The sequence below is a fragment of the Xanthomarina sp. genome, from assembly GCF_035306605.1.
Lineage (GTDB): Bacteria > Bacteroidota > Bacteroidia > Flavobacteriales > Flavobacteriaceae > Xanthomarina.
Map to the genome: position 1 here is coordinate 27,354 of NZ_DATGNR010000001.1, position 21,849 is coordinate 49,202.

The window sequence follows — 21,849 nt, forward strand, 5'->3', positions numbered from 1 at the left end:
TTAACTATTCATTACAAAATAGGCATAGGTGTATAGTCCAAACAAAATAACTGTTAGGATTACTGCTAGGTACAAGATAACTTTAACAATTTTCTTTCTCATTATCTAAAACTACTAAAAAATATGTCCCGATAGCTATCGGGACAAGATTTAATATATTAAGACTTTAAGTTGAGTTTTAAACTTAGCTCTTCTAGTTGTTTATTGTCTAAAGGAGCAGGAGCATCAATCATGACATCTCGTCCAGAATTGTTTTTTGGGAAGGCAATGAAATCTCTAATAGTTTCTTGGCCTCCAAGGATAGCTACCAATCTATCTAGTCCAAAAGCTAAACCACCATGTGGAGGTGCGCCATATTCAAAGGCATTCATTAGGAACCCAAATTGTGCTTGAGCTTCTTCGTCAGTAAATCCTAAATAATCGAACATTTTAGCTTGTGTTTTTCTATCGTGAATACGAATAGAACCACCACCTATTTCGTTTCCATTCAGTACCAAATCATAGGCATTTGCTTTTACGTCTCCTGGGTTTGTAGCTAATAATTCTAATTGTCCAGGTTTAGGTGCAGTAAATGGATGGTGCATAGCATGGTAACGTTCAGTTTCTTCATCCCATTCTAAAAGAGGGAAGTCTATAACCCAAAGTGGTGCAAATTCGTTTGGTTTACGTAAACCAAGTTGTTCTGCAAGTTCCATACGTAAAGCACTTAATTGTGCACGTACTTTATTTTTTTCTCCTGAAAGAACACAAACTAAATCGCCTGGTTTAGCGCCAGTTTTTTCAGCCCATCTAGCTAAATCTTCTTGGTCGAAAAACTTATCAACTGATGATTTAAATGTGCCATCCTCATTACAACGAGAATACACCATTCCTAAGGCACCAATTTGAGGGCGTTTTACCCAGTCAATCAATTTGTCTATTTCTTTTCTGGTGTAAGCATTTCCTCCTGGAACAGCAATACCAACAACCAATTCAGCATCATTAAATACGCTGAAATCTTTATGTTGTGCAACTTCATTCAGTTCGCCAAATTCCATACCAAATCGAATATCTGGTTTGTCGTTTCCGTATAAACGCATAGCGTCATCATACAGCATACGAGGAAATTCTTTTACGTCAACACCATTTACTTCTTTTAACAGATGTCTAGTAAGTCCTTCAAAGGCATTTAAAATATCTTCTTGCTCAACAAAAGCCATTTCGCAGTCAATTTGCGTAAATTCAGGTTGTCTGTCAGCACGTAAATCTTCGTCTCTAAAACATTTTACTATTTGGAAGTATTTATCCATTCCACCAACCATTAATAATTGTTTAAAGGTTTGCGGACTCTGAGGAAGTGCATAAAATTGACCTTCGTTCATTCTGCTTGGAACAACAAAATCTCTAGCGCCTTCTGGAGTAGATTTAATTAAATATGGAGTTTCAACTTCAATAAAACCTTCTTTAGATAAATAGTTTCTTACCTCTTGAGCAACTTTATGACGGAAAATCAGACTGTTTTTTACAGGATTTCTTCTAATATCTAGGTAGCGATATTTCATTCTAATATCTTCTCCACCATCGGTTTTGTCTTCAATAGTAAAAGGAGGTAGTAAAGATTCATTTAAAACGGTCATTTTAGAAACCAATATTTCAATCTCTCCTGTTGCGATATTTGGGTTTTTAGAAGCACGCTCAATAACAGTTCCGGTAACTTGAATCACAAACTCTCGACCTAGCTTTTGTGCTTGTTCCATCATAGCTTTAGGTGTACGTTCTTCATCAAAAACCAATTGAGTAATTCCATAGCGGTCGCGTAAATCAACCCAAACAATAAACCCTTTGTCACGAGATTTTTGTACCCAACCAGAAAGTGTAACTTCGTTATTGATATGTGATGCTCTTAATTCACCACAAGTATGACTTCTATACATAAATTTAAAATTTGAACTTGGCTGTTTGTCCAAGTTATTAAATAGGTTGCAAATTTAAGGAAGTTAACCGATTATCAAATAAAAAAGCCCCAACATTTGTCGAGGCTTTTTTGGCTATTAATTAATGCTCAAGAGGAGCGTAATTTTAATTGATAAAGAAATTAATGACTTTTTTCAAGAGCTTCAATTACAGGTTCTTTTTTAACTTTTTTAAGTAACCACATTTTAAATTTGGTGATAAGGAAAAACAATACAGGAACGATTATTAATGTTAAAAATGTTGCTACTAATAATCCGTAAATAACTGTCCAGGCTAATGGACCCCAAAAAACCACGTTATCTCCTCCCATATAAATGTTAGCATCAAACTCTTTAAAGAAGGTAAAGAAATTAATGTTTAAACCAATTGCTAACGGAATTAGTCCAAGAATGGTTGTAATAGCTGTTAAAAGTACAGGTCGTAAACGTGCTCTACCAGCTCGAACGATACATTCAAATAAATCATCCTTATCTAAATATACATGTTCTTCTATATCTAGTTGTTGCTTTTTACGATCAATAAGTAATTGGGCATAATCGAGTAAAACCACACCATTATTTACTACAATTCCTGCTAGCGAAATAATACCAACCATGGTCATCATAATTACGAAGGAACTTCCTGTAATTACAATACCTCCAAATACACCAATAAAACTTAAGAAAATGGCCAACATAATTATAGCCGGTTTGGAAATGGAGTTAAACTGAAATATCAAGATGAAAAAGATTAAGCCTAAACCAGTTAATAAAGCTCCATTTAAAAAATCTTGCTGTTTTTTCTGTTCTTCAATTTGTCCTGTATAATCGATTTTTATGTTTTCAGGAAGTCCTTTATAGCTTTTCATTTCATTTTGAATTTGAGCTATAATAGCGCCAGCATCAATAAAACCAGGAGATAAGGCTGAATAAACCGTAACAATACGTCTCGTGTTTTTATGTTTAATGGCACTAAAACCTGAAGTGTTTTCATATTTTGTTACAGCCGAAAGAGGTATGCTTTTTATTTGCCCGGAATTATCTCTAAAAGTGATGTTCTGATTGAAAAGGGCACTTGTATTGTATCTGTTTTCTTCATTAAAACGCACATAAATATCAAAATCGTCGCCTCCTTCTTTATAAATACCCGCTTTAGATCCAAAAATAGAGTGTCTTAATTGTTGTCCCACTTGAGCAGCACTAATGCCTAATTCTCCAGCTTTTTCTCTATCCACCATGACTCTCATGGTTGGTTTGTCCTTGTTGACATCTATTTTAAGTTCATCAATACCTGGAATGTTTTTGTTATTGATAAATTCACGCATGTTTTCTGCTGTGTTTATCAGTTCGTCGTAATCGTCACCTTCTATTTCTATATTAATTGGTGAACCCGCTGGAGGCCCGTTTTGATCTTTTTCAACGGAAATAAGTACTCCCGGAAAAATACCAACTAAGGACTCTTGAACTTTTTGACGCAATAACTCACTGTCTTCTCCACGACGGAACTTATACTCGCGCATGGAAGCTGTTATCTTTGCTTTGTGTGGCATTTCTGCTGAAGAACCGCTATCTGCTTGTGGGTTTCCCGCTCCTTCACCTACTTGTGATACCGCACTTTCCACCATAAAATTATAGTCGCCATCTTTATATTGTTCGTTGTCTATTACACTATATACAATTTTCTCTATTTCTTGGGTGATGGCATTGGTTTTCTCAATGGCAGTTCCTTGAGGGTATTCTATATAAACAATAATTTGGTTTGGTTTGTTATCAGGGAAAAACTCCACTTTGGTACGTTGGGTTTTTAAAGAAATTCCGAAAGCAACAAAAGCAAATATTAATAGGGAGAAAGTTCCAATGGTTAAGGCATAAGGTCTCCAACCTGATAAAGCCCAACGTAATTGGCCTTCGTACCAGCGTTCTAATTTAACCAATGTTTTAGTTTGAAAACTATTAGCCCATTTACGTAAGAATAAGCGATAAACCCAAAGCATGATGGCTGTAAAAACCATTAAAGATCCAAGTGCGCGGTAATCTCCTCCAAAAATGAAAATTAAAATTCCTATGACTGCTATAATAACAGTGGTTCTAATAATTTTGTTTAAAGGCATGTTTTTGTCTTCGATATTCATAAACTGCGATACTAAAACCGAGTTAAAAAATATAGCAACGAATAAAGAGGAGCCTAAAACAATAGATAGAGTAATGGGTAGGATCATCATAAATTCTCCCATTATACCTGGCCATAAGCCCAAAGGAATAAAAGCTGCAACTGTTGTAGCTGTAGATATGATAATAGGAAAGGCAATCTCTCCAATACCTAATTTTGCAGCATCAAACCTGCTCATGCCTTCTTCGTCCATTAGTCGATAGACATTTTCTACGACTACAATTCCATTGTCAACTAGCATTCCAAGACCCATAATTAATCCGAAAAGTACCATAGTATTTAAACTATGGCCTAGTAGGTTTAAAATCATGAGCGACATGAACATAGACATAGGAATAGCAAAACCAACAAAAATGGCGTTTTTAAATCCTAAAAAGAACATTAATACTGTTACTACTAAAATAACCCCAAAAATTATGTTGTTAACTAAATCATCAACCTGACCAATGGTAACTGAGGATTGGTCGTTGGCTATGGTAACCTTTAAGTCTTGAGGAAACACATTGTCTACAGCTTTTTGAACAATGGCGCGTGTTTGTTCGGCTGCTGCTACCATGTTTTTTCCGGCACGTTTTTTAACGTCTAGCATTACTACAGGGTCGCCAAATTCACGTGCAAAGGTGGTTTTGTCTTGCTCATGAAAAGTAACTGTTGCTACATCTTTTAAATAAATAGCATGACCTTTTTCAGCTTTTACAACAAAGTTTTTAAGTTCGTCGGGAGATTCTATTTCACCTAAAATTCTAATGGTGCGTCGTTGTCCACTTGCTATTAAGTTTCCAGCAGACATGGTTACGTTTCCGTTATTAATAGCATTTATTATATCGCTAAAAGTTACTTCGGCAGCCATCATTTTAAATATGTCTACAGCAACTTCTACTTCTTTGTCTTGAGCACCACGAATATCAACTTTTTTGATTTCTAGTAAATCTTCAATTTCTTCTTGAAGGTATTCGCCATATTCTTTAAGCTTTTCAACGGTATAATCTCCAGAAATATTAATATTCAAAATAGGCATTTCTTCTGAAAGGCTTAATTCGAATACATCTGGTTTTACTTTGGCTCCGTTAGACATGGGCCAATCTTCACCGGCTGTTTTGGTATCTATTTCATCTTTTACTTTTTGTTTGGCTTGTTCTACCGAAAGATGCTCGTCGAATTCCACAATAATCATGGAAAAATCTTCTTGTGATGTTGAGGTTATTTCAACTACGTTGCTAACTGTTTTTAGCTCATCCTCGAGAGGATCAGTAATTAGTTTTTCAACATCTTCTGCTGTATTTCCAGGATAAATGGAACTGACATATATTTTGGTTTCGTTTACCTCTGGGAAACTTTCACGAGGCATGTCGAAAAAAGCCGCTAACCCTAAATAAAAAATCACTAGAATTAGCACGTACATGGTAGTTTTGTTGTGTATGGCCCACGATGCTAAACCAAATTCTTTATCGACTTGTTTTTTCTTTTTATTAGTCATTTATGGAAAGTTTTAGTCGTTAGAATTTTTTGTTGTTTCATTAGACAATTCAATAACCTTTACTGTTTGTCCGTCTTTAACACTTCTAGCTCCTTCTTGGACAATTTCAGCACCGTCCTCAATACCTTCAAGGACTTCAATGTCATCCCCTTGAGTTTTGCCGGTTTTTATAATTATACGTTTTACCTCTCCTTCATCCTTTAAATTTTTATTGGTAATGGTATAAATGTACTGTTCGCCTTGGGCATTTTCAGAAATAATACTCTGAGGAATCAATATGGCTTTCGGGTTGGTGTAATCGTTAATTTTAAGGCGTGCTGTTAAGTTTGGTTTGATGGATTGGTCTTCGTTTGGAATACTAACTTCAACTTTGAAAGTTCTGTTAGCCGGATTGATAACATCCCCAACTTGGCGGATTTTTGTTTCTATGGTTTTTCCTAATATAGGAAAGTCTACCACCACATGTTTTCCTATGGTAATATCTGAAATGTATTTTTCTGGAACTTCCGTTTCTATATACATGTTTTCCAGATTTACTATCCGTAGGATTTGCGATTGACCAGCTATTACAACACTTCCTTGTTCAGTTAGAATATCGTCAATAGTTCCAGAAAATGGCGCTGTAATGTTAGTTTTTGCTATTTGCTCTTTTAATTGATTAATAGCTTCTGTTTGCGATTCGTAAGCAGATTTAGCTTGTAGAAATTGAATTTCACTACCAATATTTTGATCCCATAAACGTTTTTGTCGTTCAAAAGTAGTTTTAGCTAAATTGGTTTGAATTTCCAGTTGTGCTAATTGCTGACTTAATCCTCCATCGTCAATTTTAGCTAAAAGTTGTCCTTTTTTTACTTTCTGACCTTCTTTTACATAAACATTGGTTAAAATACCATTGTATTCTGGAGTAATTACAATTAAGCTTTTAGTTGTAACATTACCTTGGATTTCTAATTGGTGATTAAAAACCTCTGTTTTAGCCTGAAAAGTTGTTATTAAAGGAATTCTTTTAATAGTATCTAATTCTGCTATCTTCTTGTTGAGTAACGCAATTTGATCATTTAGTTTTTGTTGTTCGATATCAATTTCGTTACGTTTTTCTTTTAATACGGTTAAATCATTTGAAGATAGCACAGCATCAAAAGACTTTGCTTTTTTGTCGCCACAAGACGAGATGATAAAGGCTAAAATGATTAGGATTGTTATGTTTTTCATGGGTGTGATAAAATAGTTAATTGGCTTAATAGTTTATGGTGTTTAATATGGTTTCCAACTCTGCTTTTTTGGCTATAACATTAAACATAGATTGTAGAAATTCTTGTTGCGTGGCGTACAGCTGTGTTTGTGCTTGCCTTAAATCAAAACTAGAGGCAATACCTTCAAAAAACTTTGTTTGGTTTTTTTGTTCAATTCGCTCAGCTAAATTTAAACTTTGACGTTTGTTTTCATATTCTTCAATAGCGAACTGATAATCGCTTTTGGCGGCTGCTATTTGAAATTTTAATTGTTGTTCTGTTTCTGTTAGTTCTTCTTTAGCTATTTCTACATCTATTTGTGCACGTTGTGTAGCTGCACTTCGCATACCTGAACTGAAAACAGGAATTGATAGACTAACTCCTAAAAGCGACGAGCCATACCATTCTTGATTGTTATTTGTAAAGGTGAATTTATCGCTAAAACTGTTATAACCGGCATTAACAAAAGCACTAAGGCGTGGAAGAAAACTGCTTTTTTCTAGTTTTAGTAGAAGTTCTTTAGATACTTCTTGGTTTTTTGCTATTTGATAATCGATGTTGTTTTCAATATGGTCATCGGTTTTAAGTAATTCTAAAGAGATATTTTGAAGGGTTAAGGTTTCTAGATTATCGGTTAATACCGTGTTTTCTTGTAAATCTATCCCTAGAGTTATATTAAACATTTTGTAGGCTAAATTTTTACTTCTTACTACATTGTTTAAATGGTTTTCCAAACTACTGAGTGTAATTTGTAATTGCTCCACACTCTCTTCCTCTGTTAGTCCGTTTTCATAAATTTTGGTAGTTTCATCTAAGTTTTTTTGAAGAACTTCAATGTTTCTATTTACGATAGTTAAGTTTTCTTCTGCCAATAATACATTTCCATAAGCATTAATCACAGCTTTACGAACTTCTAACTCTGTTTTTGTTTTTGCATTCTGAGAAATTTCCAGATACACCTTTGCAGATTGTAATCCTACAATATACGAGCCATCAAAAAGGAGTTGGTTTAAAGTTGCTGTAGCATTCATGCTTTGTTTTGGACTGAAAGTAACGGGAATAAAAGTACCTGGCTCTCCACCTGCTAATTCTCCAGGAAGCATCGATACTTGATTTTTTAGCCAATTTGTATAATCAACATTTCCACTAATTTGTGGTAACCCTGTGGCTGTGGTTTCCCATTTTTGCTTTTTTGCGGCTTCAATGTTTCGAACGGCATTTTTAGCTGTTCGGTTGTTTTCCAAAGCAAAATCGATGGCTTCCTGTAAGCTAAACTTATTTATAGTTTCTTGCGAAAACATAAATGAAGTGTAAATAAAACTTATAAGGATTAACGTTGCGTTTTTCATAAATATACTAGTCTAATATGAATTTTGATTGATGTTGAGTATGCTATTTAATTTTGTAATTCCTTTATCCGTGCTAATTCCGCGAATATGGTATTCTAGATAATTATCCATAAGTGAATTCAATGAAAAATCTTTTATAGGAAATGCTTCAGGATCCTTTAAGCTTAACATCGTGTTAAAGTATAGCCTTGAAATAAAATCAATGTTTAAAGAGTCTCTGTAATAACCTTCTTTTATACCTCGAGATAAATTGTTGGCAATGCAGTCTAACATGATGTGAAACTGATTGGCTCTTAACTTAGAAAAAATCTTTGGATAATACTTTTGAAGCTGATGTTGAGGCGATGATTTCTCATATTTTAAATGCTCAATAGTGAATTTTTTGATTTCAAAAATTTCATCAATTGGATTTTTGTTTAAAGCACAAATACAATCTATGCCATGAGATATAAACTCAAACATATATAGAGTTGTAGCTTCAACTAACTTTGTTTTTGTCTCGAAATGTTGGTAAATGGTTTTTTTAGAAATACCAATTTTGTTGGCAATATCATCCATTGTTACACTTTTAAACCCAAAGTTTAAAAACATATCTGCCGAATTAATAAGTATTTTGTCTCTCATAATGAGGGACAAATGTACGATAGGAAACTTTAAAAACCAAAATAGTTTCCAGGGTTTTTAGATTTGTTAATATTATAAAAACTTATTGGTTAAGTAACTGCATTTACACTATTTTTGTTCGATGCAACAAGTATCATTTTATCAAGAAGTTTTTACTTCATATTTAGACGGTTTTACGAAGAAAAGACAACCAGAGTCTCTTTACAATCCAATAAACTATATTCTCCAATTAGGAGGTAAGCGTTTACGTCCGGTATTGACTTTAATGTCGGCAGAGATTTTTAACGGATCGTATAAAGCAGCTTTGAATGCTGCTTTAAGTATAGAAATGTTTCATAATTTTTCTTTGGTGCACGACGACATTATGGACGACGCACCATTAAGAAGAGGTAGGGAAACGGTTCATGAAAAATGGGATTTAAATACAGGGATTCTCTCTGGGGATGCTATGTTAATTCTAGCTTATCAGTTATTCGAAACTTACGACCCTAATACATTTCAAGCTCTAGCAAAATTATTTAGCAAAACAGCTTTAGAAGTTTGTGAAGGACAGCAATTTGATGTTGATTTTGAAACAAGAGACGATGTTTCTATTCCAGAATATTTAAAAATGATTGAATATAAGACAGCAGTTCTAGTTGGAGCAGCTATGAAAATGGGAGCTATCGTTGCTGGAGCTTCAGAAGCAGATCAAGATATAATTTATGAGTTTGGTAGAAATCTAGGTATTGCATTTCAATTACAAGATGATTATTTAGATGTGTTCGGAAATCCAGAAACCTTCGGTAAACAGGTTGGTGGCGATATTATAGAAAACAAAAAAACATACTTGTATTTAAAAGCCGTAGAGTTTGCGCAACCAGATAAAAAAACTGAGTTACTACACTTATTTAGTTTAACCACAACTGATCATTCTGAAAAAATTAAAACTGCAAGGCAAATTTTTGTTTCTAGTGGTTCAGCAGAAGCTACACAAAAAGAAATTGAAAACTACACCAATAAAGCCTTTTTAGTATTAGATAATCTACAAGTTCCTGAACATAAAAAGTTTGAACTCATTGCTTTTGGGAAAGAGTTAATGAGTAGAGAAGTGTAGTTTTTATTAAGAAAAGGTGTAATCATGAAAGAACTTAGTTCAACACAAGATATATTAGATTATTCTCAACAAGTTGATTTGTATAAAAAACTAGTACAACAACTGAATAAGGATTTCTTGTCTGCTAACGTCGATTTAAGTTTTGATGATGATGTATTGCCATCTAGTTTAAAACTAATGTTGCATGAAACACTTTATAAGTTGATCCAAAAGAAATTTATGGATTACTTAAATTTGCTATACATTATAGATGTTTCAGAAACTAAAATTAAACAATTGGACGGAAGTGATGTTTTTTTACTTTCAGAACAGGTTACCTTTTTATTACTACAAAGAGAGTGGCAAAAAGTATGGTTTAAACATCAATATAGTTAGGGGCTACGATATTAATTCAAAATTTTTAAAAATATACACGTATAAAAGGCATCCATGGATCGGTATATGTGCTTTTCTCCTTGTCGTACAATACATCATATCTAATTCCAACTGTTACATGTTTGGTGCGGTATCCCGCTCCTAAAAATAATGATGTATACCAGTAGTTTTCATTTGTTAGTCCGGTTCTGTTGTCCCAGTTAATGTTTACATTGTTTTCTTCAAGTTCTGCCGAGATTTGAATCTCTCTAATAGGGTTAAAAAGTCCAATAATACTCCCGCCTAAAATAGTAGATTTGTAATAGTCTTTTCTAGAGTTATAAGTTCCACTTAGTCCAACCCCTAAAGCAAATTGTGGGTTGAATTGATAAATAGCACTTGGCGACAAAGTTCCACTAAAATAGTTATTTTGAAAGCTTAAACCAATGCCACCTCCAAAACGTACATGATCCCAAAAGTCGCTTTTATGATTATACGTATTTTCCTGTGCCATTAAATAAGATGTAAAAAGGCAAAATGCAATGGTGAATAGACTATAATTTCTGAAAATAGACTTTAGATTTTTCATTTTGAGATTTTCATTAAAATTACTACCTTATAAATGTAATAAAACCATTCCTAATTTTACTAAATGTTGTACTTTTGTATAAATATTAGTTTAAACGCTTTAGTTTTTCATTTTATATGGACAAGTATTCCTTTTTAAATGCAGCGCATACAGCTTACTTCGCTGAATTATACGATCAATATTTACAAAACCCGGATTCCGTTGAACCTAGTTGGAGAGCATTCTTCCAAGGTTTCGATTTTGGTAGCGAGTCTTCTGGTAATCTCGAGCAATCGGGAGAGCCAATTTCTTGCGATCATGTTTCGGAAAGCCTTACAAAGGAGTTTCAGGTTATAAAACTTATTGATGGTTATAGAACGCGAGGGCATTTGTTTACCAGAACAAACCCTGTAAGAGACCGCAGAAAATACGCGCCTACTTTAGCTTTGGAAAACTTTGGTTTATCTGAAGCTGATTTAAACACTGTATTTAACGCAGGTAAAGTAATTGGAACCGGTGGCCCTAAAACCCTACAAGAGATAATTGCTCACTTAGAAAAAATATACTGTAGTTCCATTGGGGTGGAATACATGTATATAAGACAACCAGAGGAAATACAGTGGTTCCAAGAAAAACTAAACGTTAACGACAATCATCCGAACTTTACAACTGATCAGAAAAAATATATTCTTAAAAAATTAAATCAAGCTGTTTCTTTCGAGACTTTTTTACATACTAAATATGTGGGTCAAAAACGATTTTCATTAGAAGGAGGGGAGTCTTTAATTCCAGCCTTAGATGCTTTAATTGAAACTGCTGCAGATTATGATGTAAAAGAATTTGTTATGGGAATGGCGCATAGAGGGCGTTTAAGTACCCTAACAAATATTTTTGGTAAATCTGCCAAGGATATTTTTAGCGAGTTTGATGGTAAAGATTACGAGCAGGAAGTGTTTGATGGTGACGTAAAATACCATTTAGGTTGGACGAGCGATAGAATAACAAATTCCGGTAAAAAGATAAATTTAAATATTGCTCCTAATCCATCGCATCTTGAAACTGTTGGTGCGTTAGTAGAAGGAATAGCAAGAGCTAAACAAGACGATAAGTACGCAGATAATCCATCCCAGGTATTACCAATAATTGTTCATGGAGATGCGGCAATTGCAGGACAAGGGTTGGTGTACGAAATTGTTCAAATGGCGCAGTTGGATGGCTACAAAACTAATGGAACCATTCATGTGGTAGTAAACAACCAAATTGGGTTTACAACTAATTATCTAGATGCTAGGTCAAGTACTTACTGTACTGATATTGCAAAGGTAACCTTGTCACCTGTTTTACATGTTAATGCAGACGATGCTGAAGCTGTAGTTCACGCCATGTTATTTGCGCTTCATTTTAGAATGAAATTTAAGCGTGATGTATTTATCGATTTATTAGGGTATAGAAAATACGGGCATAACGAAGGTGATGAACCTCGTTTTACACAACCAAAACTATATAAAGCTATTTCAAAACACGATAACCCTAGAGATATCTATGCTAAGAAGTTATTAGCGGAAGGTGTAATTACTGATGGTTATGTTGAAAAGCTAGAAAAAGATTATAAAAATTTACTAGAAGAAAACTTAGAAGACTCCCGTAAAGTAGAAAAAACGGTAATCACTCCATTTATGCAAAATGAATGGGAAGACTACTTAACGGTAGACGAAGATAAAATGTTAAAACCTGTGGACACTACGTATCCTAAGGAAGGCTTAGCTAAAATTACGAAAGTTCTTTCAACTTTACCAAAAGACAAAAAGTTTATTCGTAAAATATCTCGTTTAATAGAATCTAGACAGGATATGTTTAACGATGATAAGTTAGATTGGGCAATGGCCGAACACTTAGCTTATGGATCTATCTTAGAAGAAGGATTTGATGTTAGAATTTCTGGTCAAGATGTGGAAAGAGGAACCTTCTCTCACAGACATGCGGTAGTAAAAGTAGAAGACAGCGAAGAAGAAATTATATTACACAACTCTATTAGTGACAAGCAAGGTAAATTTTACATTTATAACTCGTTGCTTTCAGAATATGGTGTTGTAGGTTTTGATTATGGTTATGCTATGGCAAGCCCTAAAACTTTAACTATTTGGGAAGCCCAATTTGGAGACTTTAGTAATGGAGCTCAAATTATGATTGACCAATATATTTCGGCGGCCGAAGATAAATGGAAAATCCAAAACGGATTGGTTATGTTATTACCTCATGGTTATGAAGGGCAAGGAGCAGAGCATTCTTCAGCAAGAATGGAGCGTTATTTACAACTTTGTGCGAAAGACAATATGTTTATTGCAGACTGTACAACTCCTGCAAATATGTTCCATATATTAAGAAGACAGGTTAAATCTAACTTTAGAAAACCATTAATCATATTTACTCCAAAAAGTTTATTACGTCATCCTTTAGTTGTATCTAGTGTTGATGAATTTGTAAATGGTGAATTTCAAATGTTGATTGACGATGCAAAGGCTAAAGCAGATAAGGTTAAAACATTAGTATTTGTTACTGGTAAATTTTATTACGATCTACTTGAAGAACAAGAAAAACTTGGAAGAGATGATGTTGCTTTGGTAAGAATTGAGCAATTATTCCCATTACCAGTAGAAGATATTCAAGCTGTTTTAAAGAAATATAAAAATGCCAACGATGTTGTTTGGGCTCAAGAAGAACCAAGAAACATGGGAGCATACAGTCATATGTTAATGCACTTGGAAGAAACTAAAACCTTCAGAGTTGCATCAAGAAGACCTTATGGAGCTCCAGCTGCAGGAAGCGCAGTACGTTCTAAAAAACGACATAAAGAAGTGATAGATTTTGTTTTTGATAAAACTAAAAACAATCAACGTTAAATGAAAAAAAGTTTGTTCGTTTTTTTATTGCTTGTATCGATAGCTGATTTTTCATTAGAAAAAGATAACTATAAAAAAGTGGCTTCAGAATTTCAATCGTTTAATAACGACAAAAATTACGACGCTATGTCTAGCACATATAATTACGACACGAAGAAGGTATTGCCTTTTAAAAAACAAAAACATTTTTCAGATATTTACAATACACTTTAGAAGGTTGTCTAAAGTAGAATAAACAATTTAAAGATTCCTGTCCGATACTTTAAATGATGCATAATAGAAGGGCAAAAAAATAGAACAAAAACAACGTAAGCAAATAGGTTACAAATAAAATTATAATTATGATTTTAGAAATGAAAGTTCCTTCACCAGGAGAGTCAATTACAGAAGTAGAAATAGCAACTTGGTTAGTGCAAGATGGAGATTATGTAGAGAAAGACCAAGCTATTGCTGAGGTAGATAGCGACAAAGCTACATTAGAATTACCAGCTGAAGCTAGTGGAATTATTACACTAAAAGCTGAAGAAGGTGATGCTGTTGCTGTTGGAGCTGTTGTTTGTTTAATCGATACAAGTGCATCTAAACCAGAAGGAGGTTCAGCTCCAAAGAAAGAAGATGTAAAAGCAGAAGCTCCTAAAAAAGAGGAAAAACCTGCTGTTGCTGCGGCTGAAACAACAACTTATGCAACTGGTACGGCAAGTCCTGCTGCTAAAAAAATCTTAGCTGAAAAAGGTATTGATGCCTCAACTATTGCTGGTACCGGAAAAGATGGACGTGTTACTAAAGACGATGCTGTTAAAGCTGTACCTTCAATGGGAACACCAACAGGAGGGAACAGAGGATCTTCTAGAAGTAGAATGTCTATGTTACGTCGTAAGGTAGCAGAACGTTTGGTAGAAGCTAAAAACACGACTGCCATGCTAACTACTTTTAACGAGGTAGATATGTCACCAATCTTTGCTTTACGTAATGAGTATAAAGAAGCTTTTAAAAACAAACACGGAGTAGGACTAGGCTTTATGTCTTTCTTTACCTTGGCTGTTGTAAGAGCGTTAAAAATGTATCCAGATGTTAATTCAATGATAGATGGAAACGAAATGATTACTTACGATTTTGTAGATATTTCAATTGCTGTGTCAGGACCAAAAGGACTTATGGTGCCAGTAATTAGAAATGCTGAAAACTTAACTTTTAGAGGTGTTGAGTCTGAAGTGAAACGTTTGGCTCTACGCGCACGTGATGGACAAATTACGGTAGACGAAATGACTGGAGGTACTTTTACTATTTCTAATGGTGGAGTATTTGGAAGTATGTTGTCAACTCCAATTATCAATCCTCCACAAAGTGGGATTTTAGGAATGCATAACATTGTTGAGCGTCCAGTGGCTATAAATGGCAAAGTTGAGATTAGACCAGTTATGTTTGTAGCGTTATCTTACGATCATAGAATAATTGATGGTAAGGAGTCTGTAGGGTTTTTAGTAGCTGTAAAAGAAGCACTAGAGAATCCTACAGAGTTATTAATGAATAACGACATTAAAAAAGCTTTAGAGCTATAGTTATAAAGAAACTAATAAAAGTGAAAAGCGCGATCGGTACTACCGATTGCGCTTTTTTTTTTAAAATAAATAACTAATTAAAAGAAACTAACAATAATATTGAGTGAAATAACGGTTATGATTAAAATTATTAATCCAATAACTGCATATTTGTTAATAGATTCAGATTCATTTTCCATGTTGTAAAAATTTAGGGTTTGTTGATACCCTTAAGGGAAAACACAACTCTATCCTTTTAATCACACAGAGTTGTTGTTGGTTATCCCTTAGAGATATGATTAATAGCTACACAAATATCAGAATTATAAACAGGTGAAACAATACGTACTACTACGTATTTTTGGTTTAAATATGTGTTATTGAGTGGTTTGCATTAAATTAGCCTTCGGTTTTGTAGAAGAATTCTTAGGTTTTATGAGGGTTTTAGGACCATTGCAAAAGGAACCAACTTTAATTTAATAAAAAATAAAGGAGGTATTTAGATCTATCAAGCTGTTTTCAAGAAAAGAATCTAAGGATGGCATAAGGTTGGTATGGCTTAAGTATGGACTATCTATATAGAATATACGCTATACATACGCTATACCTATAGGTATAATATAAGCCATGGCTTGTCCAAAACAACTAAATGGATGGGTGTTTAATGAAATCTCTATATACGAAGAAAGCTCTAGATAAAATAAATTACCAAGAGCTTCCATAATTCTCCCTAAGAATTAATTAATAGCAACACAAATATCGGGATTAATAACAGAGCATACAATACGTAGTACTACGTATATTTCATAGTAAATGGTTCTTGTTTTCCTTTGCCCAAAATAGGAGGCTATATTTTGTAGGGGTTAGATTAAGTTTCTTATTTATATTGCTTTTATGTTTTTCAACTGTTCGGAAAGATATAAACATCTTTTCTCCAATTTCTTTTGCCGTTAGATCTTCGGAGATGTGTTTTAAAACTTCTATTTCAGTAGGAGTTAAGCTAGCAATTTCTTCTGGAGCTTCATCAACTTCTAAAAAGGAAAGCAATTCTTGACTAAAATAAGGTATGTCTTTTGATACAGCTTCTAAACAATGTTCAATCTCAGCAAGGGCAAACTCTTTTAAAACATAACCGTAAATACTTAAAGATTTTGCTTGTTTGTATATAGCCTCATCTTTTTCGAAAGTGATTAGGATTATTTTAGTCTCGTAGTTTTTTTCTTGGCATTTTGCTGCTATCTCTAGGCCTGATAGGTAAGGCATTTGTATGTCAAGAATGGCTATCTCTGGTTTGTGGGTTTCAATAAGTTCAAAGGCCTCTTTTCCATTTACAGCACTGGCTATAACGTTGTATTTTTTTTCTAAGAGGAAATCGTTTAAGCCTTTCAGGATTAGAGGATGGTCATCGGCAATAATAATGGATGATTGCATGGGGTTGTTTAATTCGAGTCTTTGGTTAATAAAAATAAAATATTATAATTTCAGGTATAAGTACCTTTTTTCATAGTCAATAATTCCTTTTGCTTTTTTTAATATATCTGCACCAATAATACCGTCTACAGGTTGGGCATTGTGGCTTATTAAAGCAGAATTAACATGACTTAGATTAAATAGAATAAGAGCAACTTTTTCTTGTTTCCATTTTCCTATTTTGATTTGATTTTTTTTAGAAATCTGAGTGATCATATTTGTAGCACCAGCTCCAGCTGCTGTTATTTCAGAGTCCTTGGCTTCTAGTTTAAAGGTTTCAAGGGAATCAAAACCTACACAAGAACTTGAAGCTCCTGTATCAAGAATAAAAAGACCTTTAACGCCATTAATGGTGGCTTTTATCTCAAAATGATTGGTTTTGGTTAGCTTAAGTTTGATTTTTGCGTAACCTTTTTTTAAAAGAAAGTCTTTTAACTCTAAACTCTGAACATCACTCATAATTACCTTTTGTATTTGTACCATAAAAATACAATAATTAAAGCAGCTAAGCCGATAAGAATATAATATAATATTGGCGTTGAATTTCTTTCTGGATCTAGGTTTCCATAGTAAACAAAGGCACTCCAATAGTAAGGTGACTTTTTTATATTACTTATAGAACTACTATTTAAGTAGTTGAGTTTGGATTGTCTGTTAGCCATAAAAGGCGACCTAGTTTTCTGATAACTTTTGTAAAACAAGCTCATTAATTGGGCCGTGGAGGCATCGTTAATCTGCCACAAGGAATACAATAGGTTTTTAGCTCCAGCATATTGAAATCCCCTAGCAATACTCATAGCGCCTTCGCCTTTTTGAAGCTTACCAATGCCCGTTTCACAAGCACTTAAAACTACAAGCTTCGGGTTGAGGTTTAGACTGTACAACTCATTTAGCATCATGGGTTCATCGTAAAAAGCCATGCTGGCTGGATTTGTGAAATCGCCACCAGTTGCGTGTGTGGATAAATGTAAAATGGCATATTTTGATGCCGATTCAATAAAGTTTTTCTTTGTTGCTTTGGCATGCATTAAAATATTACCGTTTGTTTCGTCCTTAAGTGTTTGGGCTTCGTTTACAGAATAACTAAGGACTTGATTCGTGTTTTCAAATACAGGAAATACACCCAATAGACCTGTGTTTTTTGAATTAGACTGCGCTTCCAAATAGAAAGTAAGACTGGAATTGTAAGCTATAGTTTGTTGGGTTACTAAAAAAGGCATTTCCATGAAATTACTAGTTTCAGTTGGTGCTGTTAATAAGGCATCAAAAGGAATGAAATTTAATAAACCATCCGGAATAACGATGAGGTTTTTTGCGGTAGCAACCTCATTTATATTTAGTAGTTTATACAAGTTATATGCTTGGTTGCTAAACAATTTGATGTTGTTGTTAATAGCTGAAGGTCCATCAAATAAATGAATGAAATTAATGAGACTGTTTTTTGTTTCACTAGTTAAATTAATTCTTAAAAAGCTTGTATTTTTTTGAGAAACAATAAACTGATAGATAGCATTCTTGCCATAAAAATAGACAATTAGATTGGCCTTATCCTGTAGTAGTTTTTTTTGAACATCCTCAACATTTATACTGTCTATAGCTTGAGGATATGCGACTTCAATTTTATTTCGAAGATTTTTTAAATCGATACTTAGGTTTAGAAGCTCTTTGTTAAGACTGTCGTTTGTTGTTGTTTGATAGCCTAATTGTGTTTTAATAAGTGTTTCTGTTAAGCGTTCTTGATATCTTAAAAGTTTTTGTTCCTTTAATAAAAGACTATCGTTAGGATGTTTTTGTAATAAAGATTTCTTTTTAAAAATATCTTTTAAAGCAGATGCTTTATGTGTTTCGGCATAGGTTAATGCGCGATTGAAAATTTCGGGATCTGAGTTTTCTTGATAAATTTTAAAAAGCAATTCAATGCAGTGTTCAGACCTGATTCTATTATCTACTTGATTGGCAATTTTGGACTCTTGGGAGGTCAAGTTTTCAGTTAATAAATCCGACACGTAAAAACTTAAATCGTAATATTTAATGGCTACTTCTGGGTGAGATTGTAACCTTGCCAAGATGTCGAAAATATCAATAAAGGTATTTTCGGCATATAAAGAAGTTTTGTCAGGCAAGGCGGGTTGTTCTAAATTTGGAAGCAAGGTATGTAGAGCCTCTTGTAAGTCAGTATTAGCTTTATCAAAATCGTTCAGTAAATAATGTAACTGTGCTTTTTTTAAATAATTTTTTGCCAGTTCTCTTTTTGTAAGTGAATCTTTAGTTTGAAATAGCTGGGACCTATTAAAATGTACTAAAGCTGTTTTGTAATCCTTTTGTTTTAGGGCCAATTCATATTCTAGTTGGTGTTTACGGTATTGGTTTTTCGACTCGGGAAGTTTAAAATCATTCTCTATAAAGTAGGCTTTTGAGCTGTTTAAAGAAATTAAACTAGAAGTTTTTAGGGTGTATAATTTCTCTCTTTGCTTGGGAGCAATTCCTGAAAATTCTAGATTCTGATTAATTAAATCAACCACCGACTGATGCATGCCTCGAGTTTGATACAACACAGAAAGGTTGATGATTCCTGCTATGTATTGTTCATTGTTTTTAGTTTTTTTTGCTATGGAAAGGTACTGTTTTATGATATTTTCAGCATCTGTGTAATTATTGGTTTTGGTGTATAGGTTTCCAAGAGGTTTTAAGCAATATTCAATAATATCGTAATTGGAAATTTTAGAAATTTGGTTCTCGTTATAATACGTCCATGCTGTTTCATAAGCTTTTATAGCCGTTTGGAATCTGTTTAAATCTTTTAAATAATAGCCTTTGTTACATAATAAGAATATAAAAGCCAATTGTTCCTCCTTCGTTGAGATTTGAGTTTTAAATAATGTTTCTTGTTGGCTTAATGTTTCTAGGGTTTGAAGGGTTTTGTTTGCAATAAATTTTTCGGTAGCCGTATAAATAGTTTCTTCTAAATTCTGCGAAAAAGCAAAATTTCCAATACAGAGAAGTAATAGAAATAGGTGTTTTTTCATGAGAAAGAACTGCAAAAGGAGTTTTTAAAATTTAGAATTTCCATATAGCATACAATTGTAAATAATTATAATCCTCTTTAAAATTAAGTACATAACGTGCACCAAGACTTGGTCCTATACGAGCAAAACCCACCGTAGCCTCAAACAGTAAGCCGGTTCTAAAGTTGGTAAATGTATTGGAGTATTCATTACTGGATTCAGCACTGTTCATTAACATACCATCCCTGTCTCCTTCAAACTGTTCAATTAACACCTCTTGTTGTTGTTTTTCACTAATAGAAAACATGCCTTGGAAACCAGTTCCTAGGCCTATGTAATTGTTGAGGTTGTAGCGCATAAGTATGGGTATTTCCCAATCAATGTTTTTATAACTGGTGTTGGTTGTAGTACGTTGAACAAACTGAAATCCTTGAGGTCCGGAAACTAAAGTTTCTTCAATTTTTGTTTTGCCTTTGTACTTATGAAAGCTGTTTAGTAATTCTATTTGCCAATACCAGCGATACGATTTATAGGGTGAAATGGTTGCTCCTAAAAAATAACTTTCGGATCTATTCAAGTCTGAGAATAAATTATAACCTGCTTTTGCTCCAATAGAAATTCCAGGCATAAATCTAGTTGTAGAATAATTGGTAATGATGGGTTCATTTTTATCAAATATAATAGCTGTTCGACTTTTGGTTTTTTGTTTGTGAAAATCTTTAGCAAATTTGATGTTGTATTTTACAAAGCCTTTGGTAGAATCATACTCTTTTACATTTTTTTGTTCACTGCCTGGTAAATAAATGTTTTTAAAAGTAAAAATAGCTTGAGTATCTGTAAAGGTGGTATCTAGGCAACTGTATTTAACTTCTTCTTTTGGACAAATTTCGCATTTAGGATACATGTCGGTAACCACTATGGTCGACTTGTCTAACATGTCTGGGATATCGGTTTCCAAACGAATGGTTCTTGCAGGACCTTCGCCATTGTTTTGAAATTTAATTTTATACTTTAAGGTTTTAAAGCGAACCAATCTATAGTTCATAAAGGTGCTATTGGTAGACATTTTATTTGGGTCATGAGAAGTTACTATTTCCATTTCCATGTCTTTTACTTTATGATTGTCGTAATTAACATCGGGTACGTACACGCCTCGGACAGAAATTATGGCGCTCGTATCTTTAAGCATTTCAGGAGGGGTTCTTAAGGTGAAAAACAAATTTCGTTCTTCGTTAGGTTCCATGTTGTTAATCTCAAATTCCTCGTAATTTTTATAGTATGCTTTTGATGATTCTAAAGTTAAGGGTAGGTTGGTTTTAATGGTAGAATCCTGTGGTTTTCCTTTTAAACTAAGTAAATCGTTATTCAGTGATGCTAATAGTGTATAATTGGAATCGTCTATAATATTAGTGTAAACAAAATCGGTTTTAGATAAATGTTTTTCATTATTGTAGGCTCTAATGTCTTCAACATTAAAATTGTTGGCCTTATATTTTTGTTCGTTATAGAAGAGGAAAAGTTTACCGTTTGTTTTGTAGTTTAAATAGTTTTTATAACTAACAATTAAGATCATTTCCTCATTTGGCATAGGTTCTCTATTACGTTGAAGTATGAAATCCTCATTCATGGAAGCTTCATCTTTTAACGAGGGATCGGTTTTACTAACCGTAATTTTTTTGGGTCTAGAACTAGGAGGTTTTCCCGTGTCGTAATTATTGGTAGCCCAAAGTTTTACTTCGTAATTACCAGGTGTTTTGTATTGGTGTTTCGGGTTTTCTTCTTTACTAAAACTGCCATCATCAAACTCCCAATAATAAGAATAGAAAGCTTTTGGTGCTCCGGCAATTTGTTCTAATGGTGGAGCGTCTGGAAAGAACTGAATAGCGGCTCCGTCAACTTGATGTTTAATTGTTGCTACGCGAGAAATTGAATCTTGAGATGAGATTTTTTGAGCTAAAAGCCATTGAAAACTACAGCAAAAGAATGAAAAAATTAAATAGGTTCTCATGATTTTGAACAATTAGGTCCTTGCTAAAATACAAAAAGCGATGGTCATTACAACCATCGCTTTTCTCAAGGTTAAATTAAGGCAGATTATTAATTTGTAGTATGAGTTCGGTTTCTGTAACTACAGA

General features: G+C 33.7%; 15 protein-coding genes. 5 read left to right on the plus strand and 10 right to left on the minus strand.

Annotated features, from left to right (window positions below):
* Positions 1 to 158: 158 nt before the first annotated feature.
* The 5 genes from aspS to VKY41_RS00130 form a co-directional block, all read right to left on the minus strand.
* Entirely contained in the window at positions 159 to 1,913 is a 1,755-nt protein-coding gene (gene aspS / locus VKY41_RS00110) for an aspartate--tRNA ligase (RefSeq protein WP_500812398.1), read from the minus strand.
* Between the two features lie 161 nt (positions 1,914 to 2,074).
* Positions 2,075 to 5,578: an efflux RND transporter permease subunit gene (locus tag VKY41_RS00115; protein WP_500812399.1), complete on the minus strand. Its 3,504-nt coding sequence runs from the start codon at positions 5,576 to 5,578 to the stop codon at positions 2,075 to 2,077.
* Between the two features lie 12 nt (positions 5,579 to 5,590).
* Positions 5,591 to 6,790 (minus strand): efflux RND transporter periplasmic adaptor subunit, encoded by a 1,200-nt coding sequence (locus tag VKY41_RS00120; RefSeq protein WP_500812400.1) that lies wholly within the window; start codon positions 6,788 to 6,790, stop codon positions 5,591 to 5,593.
* Positions 6,791 to 6,815: 25 nt separating this feature from the next.
* Positions 6,816 to 8,159, minus strand: coding sequence for a TolC family protein (locus tag VKY41_RS00125; protein ID WP_500812401.1), 1,344 nt, complete (start codon positions 8,157 to 8,159; stop codon positions 6,816 to 6,818).
* Positions 8,160 to 8,171: 12 nt separating this feature from the next.
* The gene (locus VKY41_RS00130) at positions 8,172 to 8,783 is read right to left on the minus strand and encodes a TetR/AcrR family transcriptional regulator (protein ID WP_500812402.1); all 612 of its coding nucleotides are present in this window, start codon (positions 8,781 to 8,783) and stop codon (positions 8,172 to 8,174) included.
* Between the two features lie 121 nt (positions 8,784 to 8,904).
* Here VKY41_RS00130 and VKY41_RS00135 point away from each other — a divergent pair, with 121 nt between their 5' ends.
* Positions 8,905 to 9,879, plus strand: coding sequence for a polyprenyl synthetase family protein (locus VKY41_RS00135; protein ID WP_500812403.1), 975 nt, complete (start codon positions 8,905 to 8,907; stop codon positions 9,877 to 9,879).
* A gap of 24 nt (positions 9,880 to 9,903) precedes the next feature.
* Positions 9,904 to 10,254, plus strand: coding sequence for a hypothetical protein (locus VKY41_RS00140; protein ID WP_500812404.1), 351 nt, complete (start codon positions 9,904 to 9,906; stop codon positions 10,252 to 10,254).
* A gap of 25 nt (positions 10,255 to 10,279) precedes the next feature.
* Here VKY41_RS00140 and VKY41_RS00145 read toward each other — a convergent pair whose 3' ends face one another.
* Positions 10,280 to 10,822: an alpha-ketoglutarate decarboxylase gene (locus tag VKY41_RS00145; protein WP_500812405.1), complete on the minus strand. Its 543-nt coding sequence runs from the start codon at positions 10,820 to 10,822 to the stop codon at positions 10,280 to 10,282.
* Between the two features lie 116 nt (positions 10,823 to 10,938).
* Between VKY41_RS00145 and VKY41_RS00150 the strand changes: the two genes are divergently transcribed.
* From VKY41_RS00150 to odhB, 3 genes are all read left to right on the plus strand, one after another.
* Entirely contained in the window at positions 10,939 to 13,701 is a 2,763-nt protein-coding gene (locus VKY41_RS00150; protein ID WP_500812406.1) for a 2-oxoglutarate dehydrogenase E1 component, read from the plus strand.
* Positions 13,702 to 13,914, plus strand: a complete 213-nt coding sequence (locus tag VKY41_RS00155) for a hypothetical protein (RefSeq protein WP_500812407.1) — start codon at positions 13,702 to 13,704, stop codon at positions 13,912 to 13,914.
* A gap of 128 nt (positions 13,915 to 14,042) precedes the next feature.
* Positions 14,043 to 15,260: a 2-oxoglutarate dehydrogenase complex dihydrolipoyllysine-residue succinyltransferase gene (gene odhB / locus VKY41_RS00160; RefSeq protein ID WP_500812408.1), complete on the plus strand. Its 1,218-nt coding sequence runs from the start codon at positions 14,043 to 14,045 to the stop codon at positions 15,258 to 15,260.
* 783 nt (positions 15,261 to 16,043) lie between these two features.
* Here odhB and VKY41_RS00165 read toward each other — a convergent pair.
* From VKY41_RS00165 to VKY41_RS00180, 4 genes are read right to left on the minus strand one after another with little or no spacing between them, the layout of a single operon-like run.
* Positions 16,044 to 16,670, minus strand: a complete 627-nt coding sequence (locus VKY41_RS00165) for a response regulator transcription factor (protein ID WP_500812409.1) — start codon at positions 16,668 to 16,670, stop codon at positions 16,044 to 16,046.
* A 42-nt stretch (positions 16,671 to 16,712) separates the two neighbouring features.
* Entirely contained in the window at positions 16,713 to 17,168 is a 456-nt protein-coding gene (locus VKY41_RS00170; RefSeq protein ID WP_500812410.1) for a retropepsin-like aspartic protease, read from the minus strand.
* 2 nt (positions 17,169 to 17,170) lie between these two features.
* Positions 17,171 to 19,735, minus strand: a complete 2,565-nt coding sequence (locus VKY41_RS00175; RefSeq protein WP_500812411.1) for a CHAT domain-containing protein — start codon at positions 19,733 to 19,735, stop codon at positions 17,171 to 17,173.
* Positions 19,736 to 19,766: 31 nt separating this feature from the next.
* Complete coding sequence (locus tag VKY41_RS00180) at positions 19,767 to 21,722, minus strand: PKD domain-containing protein (protein WP_500812412.1); 1,956 nt, start codon at positions 21,720 to 21,722, stop codon at positions 19,767 to 19,769.
* Between the last annotated feature and the right edge of the window lie 127 nt (positions 21,723 to 21,849).

Coding starts and splice junctions, on each gene's coding strand:
- VKY41_RS00135 (WP_500812403.1), top strand. CDS start 8,905: ATGCAACAAGTATCATTTTATCAAGAAGTTTTTACTTCATATTTAGAC.
- VKY41_RS00165 (WP_500812409.1), bottom strand. CDS start 16,670: ATGCAATCATCCATTATTATTGCCGATGACCATCCTCTAATCCTGAAA.
- VKY41_RS00180 (WP_500812412.1), bottom strand. CDS start 21,722: ATGAGAACCTATTTAATTTTTTCATTCTTTTGCTGTAGTTTTCAATGG.
- VKY41_RS00150 (WP_500812406.1), top strand. CDS start 10,939: ATGGACAAGTATTCCTTTTTAAATGCAGCGCATACAGCTTACTTCGCT.
- odhB (WP_500812408.1), top strand. CDS start 14,043: ATGATTTTAGAAATGAAAGTTCCTTCACCAGGAGAGTCAATTACAGAA.
- VKY41_RS00170 (WP_500812410.1), bottom strand. CDS start 17,168: ATGAGTGATGTTCAGAGTTTAGAGTTAAAAGACTTTCTTTTAAAAAAA.
- VKY41_RS00155 (WP_500812407.1), top strand. CDS start 13,702: ATGAAAAAAAGTTTGTTCGTTTTTTTATTGCTTGTATCGATAGCTGAT.
- VKY41_RS00140 (WP_500812404.1), top strand. CDS start 9,904: ATGAAAGAACTTAGTTCAACACAAGATATATTAGATTATTCTCAACAA.
- VKY41_RS00115 (WP_500812399.1), bottom strand. CDS start 5,578: ATGACTAATAAAAAGAAAAAACAAGTCGATAAAGAATTTGGTTTAGCA.
- VKY41_RS00120 (WP_500812400.1), bottom strand. CDS start 6,790: ATGAAAAACATAACAATCCTAATCATTTTAGCCTTTATCATCTCGTCT.
- VKY41_RS00125 (WP_500812401.1), bottom strand. CDS start 8,159: ATGAAAAACGCAACGTTAATCCTTATAAGTTTTATTTACACTTCATTT.
- aspS (WP_500812398.1), bottom strand. CDS start 1,913: ATGTATAGAAGTCATACTTGTGGTGAATTAAGAGCATCACATATCAAT.
- VKY41_RS00130 (WP_500812402.1), bottom strand. CDS start 8,783: ATGAGAGACAAAATACTTATTAATTCGGCAGATATGTTTTTAAACTTT.
- VKY41_RS00175 (WP_500812411.1), bottom strand. CDS start 19,735: ATGAAAAAACACCTATTTCTATTACTTCTCTGTATTGGAAATTTTGCT.
- VKY41_RS00145 (WP_500812405.1), bottom strand. CDS start 10,822: ATGAAAAATCTAAAGTCTATTTTCAGAAATTATAGTCTATTCACCATT.